This is a genomic window from Streptomyces sp. NPDC096339 (assembly GCF_044762985.1).
In the GTDB taxonomy this organism is placed as follows: Bacteria; Actinomycetota; Actinomycetes; order Streptomycetales; family Streptomycetaceae; genus Streptomyces.
The window spans coordinates 15,348-28,471 of the sequence record NZ_JBIWFI010000053.1 but is presented as its reverse complement, the minus strand read 5'-3'; the positions used below and the strand labels follow the sequence as shown (position 1 = coordinate 28,471).

The following is a 13,124-nucleotide window of genomic DNA, read 5'->3' as shown; positions in this document are numbered from 1 at the left end:
CCGGCACCGGACACGGAGAAGGGCCCGGGGGGATCCCCGGGCCCTTTCTCGTGTCCGATCACATGTACGACGGCTCGTTCGCCGGGGGTGCGGGAATCCCGGCCGGCTCCGCCGCGGCCGGGGCGGGGGTGCCGATTCCCCGCATCAGGGCCGCGGCGAGCAGCGCCGCGCCGAGCAGCAGTGCGGTGCCGCCCCAGGCCGCGTACTGCATTCCGTGGAAGAAGGCCTCCCGGGCCAGGGCCAGCAGCTGCCCGCCCGCCTCCCCGCCGATCCGGTGGGCGACGGCCACCGCTCCGCCCAGGGTCTCCCGTGCGGCCGGGTCGGCGGCGGCGAGGTCGCCGCGGTAGACGGCGGTGCCCAGGCTGCCCAGGACCGCCATGCCCAGGGCGCCGCCGAATTCCTGGCCGGTCTCCAGCAGGGAGGCGGCGGAACCGGCCTTCTCGGCGGGGGCGGAGGCGAGCGCCATGTCGGAGACCAGGGACATCACGGTGACGATGCCGGAGGCGAGCACCCCGGCGCCGGTCAGCAGCAGCCACAGCGAGTCGGTGCCCACCAGGGCCATCAGGGCGAAGCCGGCGGCGGCGAGGACGAACCCGCCGGCGATGACGTACGCCCGGTCCACCTTCTGGGCGAGGGCGGCGGAGACCGGGGCGGCGGCGCCGATGACGACCGAGGGGGCGAGGCTCCACAGCGCGGCTTCCAGGGTGCCCATGCCGAGCACGGACTGCAGGTACTGGGTGGTGAAGTAGGCGGAGCCCAGCATGGCGAAGGCGGCGATCGTGTTGAGGCCGACGCCGGCCCCGAAGCCGCGGCCCCGGAACAGCGCCCGGCTGACCATCGCGTCCTCACGGGTGCGCTGGCGGCGGACGAAGACGTATCCGAAGGCCAGGCCGGCGAGCAGGCAGGCCAGGTGGAGGGGGGTGACGCCCTCGGCGGCGATCTCCTTGAGCCCGTAGACGACCGGGAGCACGGCGGCCATGGACAGGGGGACGGACAGCAGGTCGAAGCGGCCGGGGGCCGGGTCCTTGAACTCCGGGACCAGCACGGGGGCCAGGACCAGCAGGAGCAGCATCGCGGGCACGTTGATCAGGAAGACCGAACCCCACCAGAAGTGGTTCAGCATCACACCGCTGAGCACCGAGCCGAGGGCGATCCCGCCGGTCATGGCCCCGGACCAGATGGCGATGGCCTTGCCGCGCTGCTTGTCGTCCTGGAAGAGGTTGCGGATCAGCGCGAGCGTGGAGGGCATCAGGGTGGCGCCGCCGATGCCGAGCAGCACGCGGGCCGCGATCAGCATCTCCGCGCTCGTGGCGTAGGCGGCGCCGACCGAGGCGAGGCCGAAGGCGGCGGCTCCGATCAGCAGCAGCCTGCGGCGGCCGATCCGGTCGCCCAGCGAACCCATCGTGATCAGCAGGCCGGAGAGGGCGAAGGCGTAGCTGTCGAAGATCCAGAGCTGCTGAGTGGCGCTCGGGTCCAGCTGCTCGGTGATGGCGGGGATCGCGAAGTAGAGGACGGAGGCGTCCATCGAGACCAGGAGCAGAGGCAGCAGGAGGACCGTGAAGGCGGTCCATTCGCGGCGGCCGGCGAGTCGCGCGGTGGCGCTGGGGTTCGTCATGAGAAGGAATGTACAACCGTCATAAACGTTTGTCTATGACGGTTGTGTGAAACGGTCGTCTTGAACTTTCGTCTGTGACTTCCGTCTTGCTACGGTGACGGCATGGGACATCGCGAGGATCTGCTTGAAGGCGCCAAGAAATGCCTGGTCGAAAAGGGCTTCGTGCGTACGACGGCGCGCGACATCGTGAAGGCCTCGGGTGCGAACCTGGCCTCGATCGGCTACCACTACGGCTCGAAGGACGCCCTCCTCACCGAGGCCTTCATCTCCCTGATGCAGGAGATCGGCGGCGCGGCGTCCCAGGACGGCATGCGAGGTGAGGGCGGCTCGCTGGAACGGTTCCAAGAGGTCTGGGAGGTTTTCCTCGCGCACCGGGATGAAGCCGGTCCGGTCTGGTCGGCCAGCCTGGAGGTCGCGCTCTCCCGCGACCGGATGCCGGATCTGCACGCGATGATCGCCGCCTCGCAGGGCGAGGGGCGCCGAGGCCTGATCGCGATGCTCACGGGAACCCCGGAGGAGGAGATCAGCGAGCGGGACGAGCGGACACTCGGGGCCTTCTATCAGGCGCTGCTGAACGGCCTGATGATCGGGTGGCTGTTCGACCCGAAGTCCGCAGCCAGCCCGGAAGAGTTGACCGAGGGCATGCGGATGGCCGCCACCGCTGCGCTGGCGCCTCCGGCGGAGTAAGCGGAGGAGGAACCACCGCCGGGCCCGCCCCGTCCCACCCCCGAATCGACCCGAGGGGGAGCTGCGATGGTGGCAAGGAGAGCCGGAGCCGGTGCTGCGCTGTGCGGTCTGGTGGCGGCGGTGGTGCTGGCGGCCGGATGCGGCCCGGCGCCGGGGGCGCGGGGCGGGCCGGCCGCTCCGGCCGACACCCGGCCGCGCATGGAGCAGGTGGCCGCCGCCTGGGAGGGTTCGGCGGCCCTGGGCCAGTGGCGGGAGGGCTTCCACCCGTTGGACGAACAGGACTGGGCGCCGCCGGGCGGGTTCCGCTCGGGCGAGGACAAGGCGGCCGCCGTGAACGGGCACTTCGTGCTGAGAGCCGAACTGCCCGCCGGGCCCCCGCCCGCCACCCCGGTCCGGTGGGACGCCGGCGGCGCCGAGCTCACCCTGCCCCTGCTGGGCGCGCAGGAGGTGTACGCGGAACTCGCCAGGCCCAAGGGGCCGCCGCCCGAGTCCGGACACGCCCTGCCGGTCACAGCCGTCCGCTTCGGGGAGACCGCCGTGCGCACGAGTCGAGGTCCGGCCCGGGTGCCCGCGTGGCTGTTCACCATCGAGGGCTACGACACCCCGCTCGCCCGGATCGCGATCCGGCCGCAGGAGCTGCCGAAGCCCCCGATCGAGCCGCTGCACACCTTCGACGGGGGCACGGCCCAGCTGTTCGGCCACTCGGCCGCCTCCCCGGACGCCACCTCCTTCGAGGTGACGGCCGGTCACGGAAGCTGCGACGGCGGGGTCGCCGTGGACGTCCTGGAAGGCGCGGACACCGTGGTCCTCGCCGGGCGGATCCTGCCCGGCAAAGAGCTCGGACCGGGCGTGGCCTGCGACGCCGTGATGCATGAGCAGACCGTCCCCGTCACCCTCACCCGGCCGGTCAAAGAGCGCGTCATCCTCGACTCCGCGAGCGGCACACCACTGGAGCAGGGGCCTCGGCGGCGCTGAAGCCCCGTCAGCAGGCGATGACGACCTTGGCGCTCGCGTGCTCCATCTCGAGGTAGCGGATGGCCTCGGCCCCTTCGCTCAGCGGGTAGGTCCGGTCCACGGCCGGGACGACCGCACCCCGCTCGACGAGCTCGCGCAGCGCCGCCAGGTTGTCCGCACTCGGCTTCGCCGTCAGGACGTGGATCCGCCGGCCCCCGAAGCGGGACATGAGCGTCCCGCGAATGAGGAGGCCCATCGGGCCGAACAGGCTGCCGCCTTCGGACACGCCACCGCCGGACAGGACCAGGGTGCCCGCGGGGGACAGCGCGCGCCGCAGGTCGGTCAGCGTCCGGTTGCCCACCAGGTCGAGCACGAGGTCGTACCGAAGGCCCGTCCGGGTGAAGTCCTCCTGCTTGTAGTCGACGACGTGGTCCGCGCCGAGCGAGCGGACCAGGTCCACGTTGCGCGTGCTGCACACGCCGGTCACCTCCGCGCCGAGCGCCTTCGCGATCTGCACGGCGAACGTGCCCACGCCGCCCGAGGCACCGTTGACCAGGACGTGCCGTCCCGGCTCCAGCCGCCCCAGATCGCGCAGGCCCATCAGGGCGGTGTTCCCTGCCAGCGGCACCGCCGCGGCCTGCTCGAACGTCAGATTGGCCGGCTTGGCGCCCATCACTGCCGCCGGAGCGCACACGTACTCGGCGAATGCCCCCTCGGCCTCGCCGTACACCTCGTCGCCGGGACGCAGCCCTGTGACCCCCTTGCCGACGGCCTCCACCACCCCCGCGAAGTCGGTGCCCTGGATGGGCTGTCTGGGTCTGCGCAGCCCGAAGGCCAGGCGTGCCATGTACGGATCGCCGCGCATGACGTGCCAGTCGCGGGCGTTCACCGAGGCCGCGCGCACCCGTACGAGCACCTCGCCGTCCCCGGGGGTCGGGCGGTCGACCTCCTTGAACACCAGAACGTCGGATGAGCCGTACCGGTCCTGGACGATCGCCTTCATGGGGCCTCCGCAGCGCGCGAGTTCGGTACTCGCGACGGTAGGCGAGGGGCTCGCGCACGGGTATCGGGGACGACCCCTAGGTGACGCCGGGTCAGCCGTGCAGCCGGGACGCCTTGAGGACCATGTGCAGCAGCAGCCGGTCCTCGCCCTCGTCCAGGTCCAGCCCCGTCAGCTGCTCCACCCGCGAGATCCGGTAGTACAGGGTCTGCCGGTGGATGCCCAGCGCGGCCGCCGCGCGACCCGCCTGCCCCGCGCAGTCCAGGAACACCTCGGCCGTCCGGGCCAGTTCGCGGTGGGCCGGGTCCAGCAGGGCGCGGGCCGCCGGGTCGTCCACGGGGTCGGCGGCGAGGGCGGCCAGCAGCCGGTACGGGCCGATGTCCGACCACCGCGCGACCCGGCCCAGCCGGGGCTGCGCCGCGGCCGCGCGGGCCGCCGCGACGGCCTGCTCCCAGGCGGCGGGCAGCGCCCCGAGGCCCCGGATCGGCTCGGCCACGCCGGCGGTGGCCAGGCGCGCTCCGGATGCGGCAGTGCCCGCGGGGGCCGTGCCGCTTCCGGCCGCACCCGCTCCGGCCGCGCGCGGCAGCAGCCGGGCCACCGCCGCCAGGGCCGGATCCAGGGCGTCCGGCGAGCGCAGCCGCAGCAGCACCGCGAGGTCGCCGCCCCCGGACGCGGCGCCGTGGGCCCCGCCGGCATCGCCGCCGCTCCCGCCCGCCCCGCGCGGGACCACGCACACCGCCGCCGCGCCCGGGACCGACGCCGGGGCCTCCCCGGGCCACGGCGTCACGCACACCGCCGCGTGCAGCCCGTCCCCGCCCGGGCCCAGGGCGAGCCGCAGCGCGGACACCGCCATGTCCTGCTGCCAGCCCCGCCCGGCGGTCAGCACCGCCAGGAACTCCCGCGAGAGGTCGGCCCCCGCCTTCGCCTCCTCGGCGAGCAGGACCCCGATCCGCTCGGCCACCTCCATGGCCGCGTCGAGCGCCGCGGCACTCGGGCCGGAGGAGGGGGCCCCGGGAGAATGGGCGCCGGGGGAGGGGCGGCCGGGCTTGCCGGGCTCCTGGTCGAGGAGCCACACGTACCCCTGCACGATGCCCCGGTAGCGCACCGGGAGGCAGATCCGCCCCCGGAAGACCCCCGCGTCGGGCGCCGCCGGGATCCGGACGGGTCCGGTGGCGCGCGCGATGCCGAACCCCTCGAACCAGGACCGGACGGCGGCCGTCGACTGCCGCGTGAGGATCGACCGGGTCCGGACCGGGTCCATCGCCGAGTCGTCCTCGCTGTCGTGCGCGCCGAAGGCGATGAGGCGGAAGTCCCGGTTCTCCAGCGTCGCCGGGGCGCCGAGAAGCGCCGAGATCTCGTCCACAAGGTCCTGGTAATCGCCCTTCACCCGGACATTCTCCCACCCGCGGACCGGCTCTTCAGACAGATGTATGAGATCCGGGACACGGATGCGTGACAGCTGTCGATGGCAGAGCATCGAAGCGATCCTTAGGTTTCACGGTGGTTTTACTTGAGCTTTTCTTCTGCCACCCGCTGGAGGTGCCCCCGTGCTGGGTCCCGTGATCCTCGCCGCTTCGCGCAGCGACAAGATGCGCCGAATCGTCTCCGCCGCCCCGGTGACCAAGCCCGTGGTGAACCGGTTCATCCCCGGTGAGACGGTCGACCAGGTGATCCCGATCGTCGAGGACCTCACGCGCAGTGGCCTGGAGGTCACCCTCGACGTCGTCGGCGAGGACATCACCGAGGTGGCCCAGTCGCACGCCGCCCGCGACGCCTACCTCCAGCTCATCGAGCACCTCGACGTCCTCGGCCTCGGCGAGACCGTCGAGATGTCCGTGAAGCTGTCGATGTTCGGCCAGGCGCTGGAAGGCGGCCACGAGCTCGCCCTCGCCAACGTCCGCCCGGTGGTCGAGGCCGCCGCCGCCATCGGCACCACCGTGACCCTCGACGCCGAGGACCACACCACCCTCGACTCGATGTTCGCCATCCACGAGGAACTGCGCCGGGACTTCCCGCAGACCGGCTGCGTGATCCAGGCGTACCTCTTCCGCACCGAGGCCGACGCCCGCCGCCTGGCCGCCGCCGGCAGCCGCGTCCGGATCGTGAAGGGCGCCTACAAGGAGCCCGCCGAGGTCGCCTACCAGGACAAGGCGGAGATCGACAAGGCGTACGTCCGGATCATGAAGATCCTGATGGAGGGCGAGGGCTACCCGATGATCGGGTCGCACGACCCGCGACTGATCGCCATCGCACAGGAGCTCGCCCGGGCGGCCGGGCGCAAGCTGGACGAGTACGAGTTCCAGATGCTCTACGGCATCCGCAGCGAAGAGCACCTGCGGCTCGCCGCCGAAGGCCACCGGATGCGCGTCTACACCGCGTACGGGACGGACTGGTACGGCTACTTCATGCGCCGCCTCGCGGAGAAGCCCGCCAACCTCCTCTTCTTCCTCCGCTCGATGATCACCAAGAACTAGTCCAGAACCAGGTCAAGGAGTTAGCAGAGCCATGGACGCAGTGACCCAGGTCCCCGCTCCGGTCAACGAGCCGGTCCACTCGTACGCCCCCGGCAGCGCCGAGCGCGCCCGTCTCGAAGCGCAGCTCAAGCAGCTGTCCGAGAACCCGATCGACCTCCCGATGACGATCAACGGCGTCAAGCGGATGGGCGGCGGCGAGCGCTTCGACGTGGTCCAGCCCCACGACCACAAGTCGGTCATCGGCACCTACGCCAACGCCACCGAGGCCGACGCGCAGGAGGCCGTCGACGCCGCCCTGGCCGCCGCCCCGGCCTGGCGCGCGATGTCCTTCGACGACCGCGCCGCGATCATCCTGCGCGCCGCCGAGCTGCTGGCCGGCCCGTGGCGCGAGAAGCTCGCCGCCTCGACCATGCTGGGCCAGTCCAAGACCGCGCAGCAGGCCGAGATCGACACCCCGTGCGAGCTCGTCGACTTCTGGCGCTTCAACGTCCACTTCGCCCGCCAGATCCTGGCCGAGCAGCCGGTCGCGAACTCCGCCGGCGTGTGGAACCGCAGCGACCACCGCCCGCTGGAAGGTTTCGTCTACGCGATCACGCCGTTCAACTTCACGGCCATCGCCGGCAACCTGCCGACCGCCCCCGCCCTCATGGGCAACGTGGTCCTGTGGAAGCCGTCCCCGACGCAGACCCACTCCGCGGTCCTCCTCATGGAGCTCCTGGAGGAGGCCGGCCTGCCGAAGGGCGTCATCAACCTGGTGACGGGCGACGGCCTCGCCGTCTCCGAGGTGGCCCTGAACCACCCCGAGCTGGCGGGCATCCACTTCACCGGCTCGACCAAGACCTTCCAGTACCTGTGGAAGACGGTCGGCAACAACATCGAGAAGTACAAGTCCTACCCGCGCCTGGTCGGTGAGACCGGCGGCAAGGACTTCGTCGTCGCGCACCCGTCCGCGGACCGCGCCATCCTGAAGACCGCCCTGACCCGCGGTTCCTTCGAGTTCCAGGGCCAGAAGTGCTCGGCGTCCTCGCGCGCCTACGTCCCGGCCTCGATCTGGAACGACGGCTTCAAGGAGGCCTTCGCGGCCGAGGTCGACGGCGTCACCATGGGTGACGTCCGCGACCTGACCAACTTCATCGGCGCCGTCATCGACGAGCGGTCCTTCGCGAAGAACAAGGCCGCGATCGACCGGGCGAAGGCCGACCCGACCTGCGAGATCATCGCGGGCGGCACGTACGACGACTCGGAGGGCTACTTCGTCCGCCCGACCGTCATCGCCTGCACCGACCCGGAGAACGAGGTCTTCACGACCGAGTACTTCGGTCCGATCCTCGCCGTGCACGTCTACGAGGACGCCGACTTCGACGCGATGCTGGCCCAGATGGAGTCCGTCTCGGCCTACGCCCTGACCGGCTCGATCATCGCCGCCGACCGGTACGCGGCCGCGGACGCGATGGAGAAGCTCCGCTTCGCCGCGGGCAACTTCTACATCAACGACAAGTCCACCGGCGCCGTGGTCGGCCAGCAGCCCTTCGGCGGCGGCCGCGCCTCGGGCACGAACGACAAGGCCGGCGCCGCGACCAACCTCCAGCGCTGGACCTCGACCCGCTCCATCAAGGAGACCCTGGTCCCGCCGACCGAGTACGGCTACCCCCACATGGGCTGACCCGGCCCCGCCGAACCCCGCCCCCGTTCCGGTACCCCCAAGTCCGGAGCGGGGGCGGTTTCCATATCCCGGATGGGCAACTCCTGCTAGCCTGGGCGTAGTTGTCGTGTACGGCGACACGCTCCAGGACTCGGGCCCGGTTCCCCGAGGGAGCTGAGGGCTCTCACGAGTTCCCGTACGGGGTGGGCTGTTCGCCAGGAGATACGACACCTCTACGCGCCCGTACCGGGACGGCGTCCGGGGAGACGTATGTCCAAGCGCACGAACAACCGCCACCGTGTGGCCACCATCTGCCGCCGGGCCACCGGACTGCCGCACCACATCTGCCACCGCTGGGCCGGTGAGGGCCTCATCACGCGGACCCAACCGGTGCCCGACGCCGCACGAGCGGCCCAGCGGGCCTTCGAGGCGCACGTCGTCCTCGTCCTCGCGGACCGTTTGCGTCATGAGCAGGCGGGCGGGGCGCTGCTCGGATTCACCCGGGCCGAGCCCACTTCCGAGGGGCTGGTCCTGACCGTCCACCCGGCCATGGCGGACCGCGTCGTCTCGGAGTTGCTGCCGCGCCTGGACACGAGGTACGGAGGTCTGCGGGGCGTCCCCGGACTGCGGCTGGTCGGCGGGCCGGGCCGCTGGAGCCTGTCCGGGCTCGTCGACGACACGTGCATCCGACTGGTCCATCCCGATCCGACCTGGATGCCGACCCTGCCGGGCGACCAGGCGGACACGGCGTATGTGTGGCGCCGCAGCCCACGGCGACCGGAGGGCATCGAGACGGAAAGTCCCCATGCCTCCTGGGGCGAGGCGCGCGACTGGCTCATCAGCCGTCTGTTGCGCCGTTCGTCCCTGGTCAACGAGGCCGGTGCCGCGCACGGCTGGGCGAACACGTACACGCACGGCAGCCGGGGCGTCGTGATCGAATGGTGCTGCGCCATGGGCAGCGCGCAGATGGCGGAGCGCCTCGTCCGCAGCGGTCTGACCGCGGTGCCACCGGGCTGGACGGGCGACCAGGACCCCGAAGCGGGGAACTGGACGCGGTACGGCAAGCTCCAGCTCGGAGAAGCCCTCGTCACGGTCCGGCAAGCGCCTTGTGCCGAACAGCCGATGCGGGCCCTGCGGGGAGGGGTCCGCTGATGCTGACCGCGGCGATCGTCACGGCGGCCGTGCTCGCCGTGGCCAAGGTGGTGCGGGACTGGCTGATCCTCAGGCAGGTGCGGGCCGCGATGGAGGGCTGCTCCGCCAGGGACCGGGTACGGATCGGACTGCGGCTGGCCGGTGCGCTCGGCGGGCGACAGGCCGATGATGCCGGGCCACCCGCCGAACCGGAGGGCTAGACTTCCACGATGACCTGGTCCAGGGACTTGCGGACCAGGTCCGGGACCTCGCAGTCGTCCGCCGGGTAGCCCACCGGGATCACCGCGAAGGCCTTCTCGTTCTCCGGGCGCTCCAGCACCCGGGAGAGGAAACGCATCGGGCTCGGCGTGTGGATCAGCGCCGCCAGGCCCGACAGGTGGAGGGCTGACAGCAGCATGCCGACCGCGATGCCGACCGACTCGTCCACGTAGTAGTGCTTGCGCTTCGTACCGTCCGGGCCGAGCCAGTAGCGCTGCTGGAAGACCACGATCAGGGCCGGCGCGTCCGTGAGGTGCGTCTTGACGGCGTCCGTGCCGAGGGGGCGCAGGGCCGCGAGCCATTCGTCGCCGAGGCGGCCGTCGTAGGAGAGCTCCTCCTCCTGCTCGGCGGCGGCGCGGATCCGTTCCCGTACGGCAGGGTCCTTGACCAGCACGAAGGTCCACGGCTGCTGGTGCGCCCCGGACGGGGCGGTCGCGGCGCACGCGATGGCGTCGCGGACCACCTGCTCGGGCACGGGGTCGGGGGAGAAGTGGCGCACGGTGCGCCGCTCGTCCATGCGGGCGCGCAACTCGGCGGCCCGGGCCAGGGATTCACCGCTCGGCATCCGTGCGGGGCGGTAGGGGGCGGGACGGTAGGGCAGGCCGTGGATCGGGGTCCACGCTTCGGTATCGGGCGACATGGAGCGAGTCTGCCGAGGCAATGGTCCAGACCGCCAGAGCCGCGTCGGCCCCATCGCGGCCGGTGTACGGCGTTCCGCGTCCGCGATGAGGCCGCCTTGGTACGGTCCCGGGATGACCGACACGCGGACCGCGCACACCTCGGAGCTGACCGACGGCGAGCTGCGGGAGGTACGGGAGCTGCTCGACGGGGCCTTCGGCGGGGACTTCTCCGAAGAGGACCACGAGCACGCGCTGGGCGGGATGCACGTGCTGATCCGCGAGGACGGCCGGCTCGTCGCGCACGGCAGTGTGGTGCAGCGGCGGGTCGTGCACGCGGGACGCGCCCTGCGCACGGGATACGTCGAGGCCGTCGCCGTACGGGCCGATGCGCGGCGCCGTGGCCTCGGTGGGCAGGTCATGGCCGGGCTGGAACGGGTCGTGGCGCGGGCCTACGTACTGGGCGCGCTGTCGGCTTCGGAGGCGGGGGCCAGGCTCTACGAGGGGCGCGGCTGGCAGGTGTGGGGCGGCCGGATCGGGGCGCTCTCGCCGGACGGGCCGGTGCGGCTCGCCGACGAGGAGGGCTCCACGTACGTGTGGGTGCCGCCCGGCGGGGTCCGGCTGGACCCCGCCGGGCGGCTCGACTTCGACTGGCGGGACGGGGACGTGCTCTGAGCCGCCCCCGGTGGGCCTAGCTGCCCGAGATGCTCGGGGCGCCCGTCTCGATGTGGCCCGTGTAGCGGCGCGACCAGGTGCCGTCGGAGTCGGCGAGGATCGTGAAGTCGTACCAGCCGTTGCTGTACGCCACCGCGTTGAAGTAGTCCTCGGTGGAGGAGTTCGCCGGGACGGTGTACGTCCACGGGCCGTCGGTGCGGTAGGCGTTCGAGCGGATCGTGAAGGTGACCGGCGAGGCCGAGGCGTTCGTCATCTTGAACCAGATCGCGGTCTTGCCGGTGCCCGGTTCGACGGCGAAGCGGGCCGCGACCTCCAGGGACTTGCCGGGCTTCGTGGCGTCGCCCAGGAAGCGCCGCAGGAAGCGGTTCGGGCCGTACATCGAGATGTCGTACTTCCCGGAGCCGCTGCCGAGCCCGATGTTGAAGTAGTCGCTCGACGTGGCGCCCGGGTCGACCGTGTACTGCCAGGCGGCCGTGTCCCGGTACTGGTGCGGGTGGATCGAGAAGTGCGCGGGCCGCTTCGCCTCGGCGCCCTGGTTGGTCATGGAGAACCAGGCCAGGATCTTGCCGGCCGCGCCGAACTCCAGCCGGTCCATGTTGCCGTTCACCTGGTACGGGAGGGCCCGAGCCGGGCGGGTGCCGGGCTCCTGGGCCGGGAGGGCGTTGTCCTGCGGCGCCGGGTTGGGCAGCGGGCCGCACGTCGACTGGCCGATGACCTTGGCCGTGCCCGGGAGGCCCGAGGGCACCCCGTAGACCGGGTGTGCGAAGTCGAAGACGCCGGTCAGGTCGCCGACGACCTTGCGGCGCCACGCGCTGATGTTCGGGCAGGTGGCGGGGGTGCCCAGGGCGGCCGTCCAGGTCTCCATGAAGCGCAGCACGGAGGTGTGGTCGAAGACCTCGGAGCTGACCCAGCCGCCCCGCGTCCACGGCGACATCACGATCATGGGGACGCGGAAGCCGAGGCCGACCGGGATCCCGTCGATGTACTCGCCGGGGGTGCCCGGCGGGGCTATGGGCGGCGCCACGTGGTCGAAGAAGCCGTCGTTCTCGTCGTAGTTGAGGAACAGGACGGTGGAGTCGAAGACCTCCGGGTTCGCGGCGAGCGCTCGGTAGACCAGGTCCACGAAGTGCGCGCCGTCCCCGGGCGGGGCGTACGGGTGCTCGGAGAAGGCCTCGTTCGCCACGACCCAGGAGACCTGCGGGAGGGTTCCGGCGACGACGTCGGCGCGGATGGCGGCGGCGATGTCGTCGGGGGTGGAGCCGGTCACCTTCGGCACGGAGCCCATGCCGCGGTCCCACAGCGGGTCGCCCGGCTTGGCGTCGGTGAACTTCTTGAAGTAGGCGAGCCCGTTGTCCCCGTAGTTGTCCTGGGCGTTCTGGTAGACCTTCCAGGTCATCCCGGCACGCTGGAGCGCCTCCGCGTACGTCTCCCAGGTCAGCCCGGACTCGTCGCCGCCGTCCTTGCTGCCCGCGTCGACCTTGCCGCTCCACAGGAAGGTGCGGTTGGGGCCGGTCGCGCTGAGCGTGGAGCAGAAGTAGGCGTCGCAGATCGTGTAGTTGTCGGCGAGCCCGTAGTGGAAGGGGATGTCGCCGCGGTCGAGGTAGCCGAGGGTGTGGGTCTTGCCGACGGCGGTGACCCAGTTGTCCATCCGGCCCTTGTTCCAGGCGCCGTGCTGGGAGCTCCAGCTGTGCGGGAGGTCACCGGTGCACTGGGCGAGGGTCTCGCTGTCGGCCCCGCCGGCCGCGGGGGTGGCGGACAGCTTCCACGGGTACTGGCGGGCGCCCCAGTTGTACTGGTTGAAGGTGCCCCAGCCGCCGGGGATGTTGCCGGCGGCGCGGTCGCCGAAGCCGCGGACACCCTTCAGCTTGCCGAAGTAGTGGTCGAAGCTGCGGTTCTCCTGCATCAGGATCACGACGTGCTTCACATCGGTGATGGTGCCGGTCGCGGCGGCCGCGGCCGCCGTCGTCGGCAGGAGCGGAGGCAGGGCCGCCCCGGCCACCAGTCCCGCGCCGATTCCCACGAAACCTCTGCGGCTGATCGGTGTCACTGG

At 71.9% G+C, this 13,124-nt stretch carries 12 protein-coding genes; 7 read left to right on the top strand and 5 right to left on the bottom strand.

Annotation, left to right across the window (positions count from 1 at the left end):
- Positions 1-58 precede the first annotated feature (58 nt).
- Positions 59-1,615: an MFS transporter gene (locus ACIQ5Y_RS37640; protein WP_403891305.1), complete on the bottom strand. Its 1,557-nt coding sequence runs from the start codon at positions 1,613-1,615 to the stop codon at positions 59-61.
- A gap of 102 nt (positions 1,616-1,717) precedes the next feature.
- Here ACIQ5Y_RS37640 and ACIQ5Y_RS37635 point away from each other — a divergent pair, with 102 nt between their 5' ends.
- Both ACIQ5Y_RS37635 and ACIQ5Y_RS37630 read left to right on the top strand, forming a co-directional pair.
- Positions 1,718-2,302, top strand: a complete 585-nt coding sequence (locus ACIQ5Y_RS37635) for a TetR/AcrR family transcriptional regulator (protein ID WP_403891302.1) — start codon at positions 1,718-1,720, stop codon at positions 2,300-2,302.
- 66 nt (positions 2,303-2,368) lie between these two features.
- Positions 2,369-3,277 carry a hypothetical protein gene (locus tag ACIQ5Y_RS37630; RefSeq protein WP_403891300.1) on the top strand — a complete coding sequence of 303 codons (909 nt, stop codon included), beginning with the start codon at positions 2,369-2,371 and terminating at the stop codon, positions 3,275-3,277.
- 7 nt (positions 3,278-3,284) lie between these two features.
- Here ACIQ5Y_RS37630 and ACIQ5Y_RS37625 read toward each other — a convergent pair whose 3' ends face one another.
- Positions 3,285-4,259: an NAD(P)-dependent alcohol dehydrogenase gene (locus ACIQ5Y_RS37625; protein WP_403891297.1), complete on the bottom strand. Its 975-nt coding sequence runs from the start codon at positions 4,257-4,259 to the stop codon at positions 3,285-3,287.
- A gap of 91 nt (positions 4,260-4,350) precedes the next feature.
- Positions 4,351-5,643: a PucR family transcriptional regulator gene (locus ACIQ5Y_RS37620; RefSeq protein ID WP_403891294.1), complete on the bottom strand. Its 1,293-nt coding sequence runs from the start codon at positions 5,641-5,643 to the stop codon at positions 4,351-4,353.
- 160 nt (positions 5,644-5,803) lie between these two features.
- On the opposite strand from ACIQ5Y_RS37620, the gene ACIQ5Y_RS37615 reads away from it, so the two are divergent.
- The 4 genes from ACIQ5Y_RS37615 (at position 5,804) to ACIQ5Y_RS37600 (ending at position 9,724) form a co-directional block, all read left to right on the top strand.
- Entirely contained in the window at positions 5,804-6,730 is a 927-nt protein-coding gene (locus ACIQ5Y_RS37615) for a proline dehydrogenase family protein (protein WP_403891291.1), read from the top strand.
- 31 nt (positions 6,731-6,761) lie between these two features.
- Positions 6,762-8,393, top strand: a complete 1,632-nt coding sequence (gene pruA, locus ACIQ5Y_RS37610; protein WP_403891288.1) for an L-glutamate gamma-semialdehyde dehydrogenase — start codon at positions 6,762-6,764, stop codon at positions 8,391-8,393.
- 249 nt (positions 8,394-8,642) lie between these two features.
- The gene (locus ACIQ5Y_RS37605) at positions 8,643-9,524 is read left to right on the top strand and encodes a hypothetical protein (protein ID WP_403891286.1); all 882 of its coding nucleotides are present in this window, start codon (positions 8,643-8,645) and stop codon (positions 9,522-9,524) included.
- Complete coding sequence (locus ACIQ5Y_RS37600) at positions 9,524-9,724, top strand: hypothetical protein (protein WP_403891283.1); 201 nt, start codon at positions 9,524-9,526, stop codon at positions 9,722-9,724. Before ACIQ5Y_RS37605 ends, ACIQ5Y_RS37600 begins: the two co-directional genes overlap by 1 nt.
- Here ACIQ5Y_RS37600 and ACIQ5Y_RS37595 read toward each other — a convergent pair.
- Positions 9,721-10,422: a nitroreductase family protein gene (locus tag ACIQ5Y_RS37595; RefSeq protein ID WP_403891280.1), complete on the bottom strand. Its 702-nt coding sequence runs from the start codon at positions 10,420-10,422 to the stop codon at positions 9,721-9,723. The genes ACIQ5Y_RS37600 and ACIQ5Y_RS37595 overlap by 4 nt on opposite strands.
- Positions 10,423-10,534: 112 nt before the next feature.
- Here ACIQ5Y_RS37595 and ACIQ5Y_RS37590 point away from each other — a divergent pair, with 112 nt between their 5' ends.
- Positions 10,535-11,074, top strand: coding sequence for a GNAT family N-acetyltransferase (locus ACIQ5Y_RS37590; RefSeq protein ID WP_403891277.1), 540 nt, complete (start codon positions 10,535-10,537; stop codon positions 11,072-11,074).
- Between the two features lie 16 nt (positions 11,075-11,090).
- On the opposite strand, the gene ACIQ5Y_RS37585 is transcribed toward ACIQ5Y_RS37590, so the two are convergent.
- The gene (locus ACIQ5Y_RS37585) at positions 11,091-13,121 is read right to left on the bottom strand and encodes a phosphocholine-specific phospholipase C (protein ID WP_403891274.1); all 2,031 of its coding nucleotides are present in this window, start codon (positions 13,119-13,121) and stop codon (positions 11,091-11,093) included.
- Between the last annotated feature and the right edge of the window lie 3 nt (positions 13,122-13,124).

Coding starts and splice junctions, on each gene's coding strand:
- ACIQ5Y_RS37640 (WP_403891305.1), bottom strand. CDS start 1,615: ATGACGAACCCCAGCGCCACCGCGCGACTCGCCGGCCGCCGCGAATGG.
- ACIQ5Y_RS37625 (WP_403891297.1), bottom strand. CDS start 4,259: ATGAAGGCGATCGTCCAGGACCGGTACGGCTCATCCGACGTTCTGGTG.
- ACIQ5Y_RS37605 (WP_403891286.1), top strand. CDS start 8,643: ATGTCCAAGCGCACGAACAACCGCCACCGTGTGGCCACCATCTGCCGC.
- ACIQ5Y_RS37595 (WP_403891280.1), bottom strand. CDS start 10,422: ATGTCGCCCGATACCGAAGCGTGGACCCCGATCCACGGCCTGCCCTAC.
- ACIQ5Y_RS37630 (WP_403891300.1), top strand. CDS start 2,369: ATGGTGGCAAGGAGAGCCGGAGCCGGTGCTGCGCTGTGCGGTCTGGTG.
- ACIQ5Y_RS37635 (WP_403891302.1), top strand. CDS start 1,718: ATGGGACATCGCGAGGATCTGCTTGAAGGCGCCAAGAAATGCCTGGTC.
- ACIQ5Y_RS37590 (WP_403891277.1), top strand. CDS start 10,535: ATGACCGACACGCGGACCGCGCACACCTCGGAGCTGACCGACGGCGAG.
- pruA (WP_403891288.1), top strand. CDS start 6,762: ATGGACGCAGTGACCCAGGTCCCCGCTCCGGTCAACGAGCCGGTCCAC.
- ACIQ5Y_RS37600 (WP_403891283.1), top strand. CDS start 9,524: ATGCTGACCGCGGCGATCGTCACGGCGGCCGTGCTCGCCGTGGCCAAG.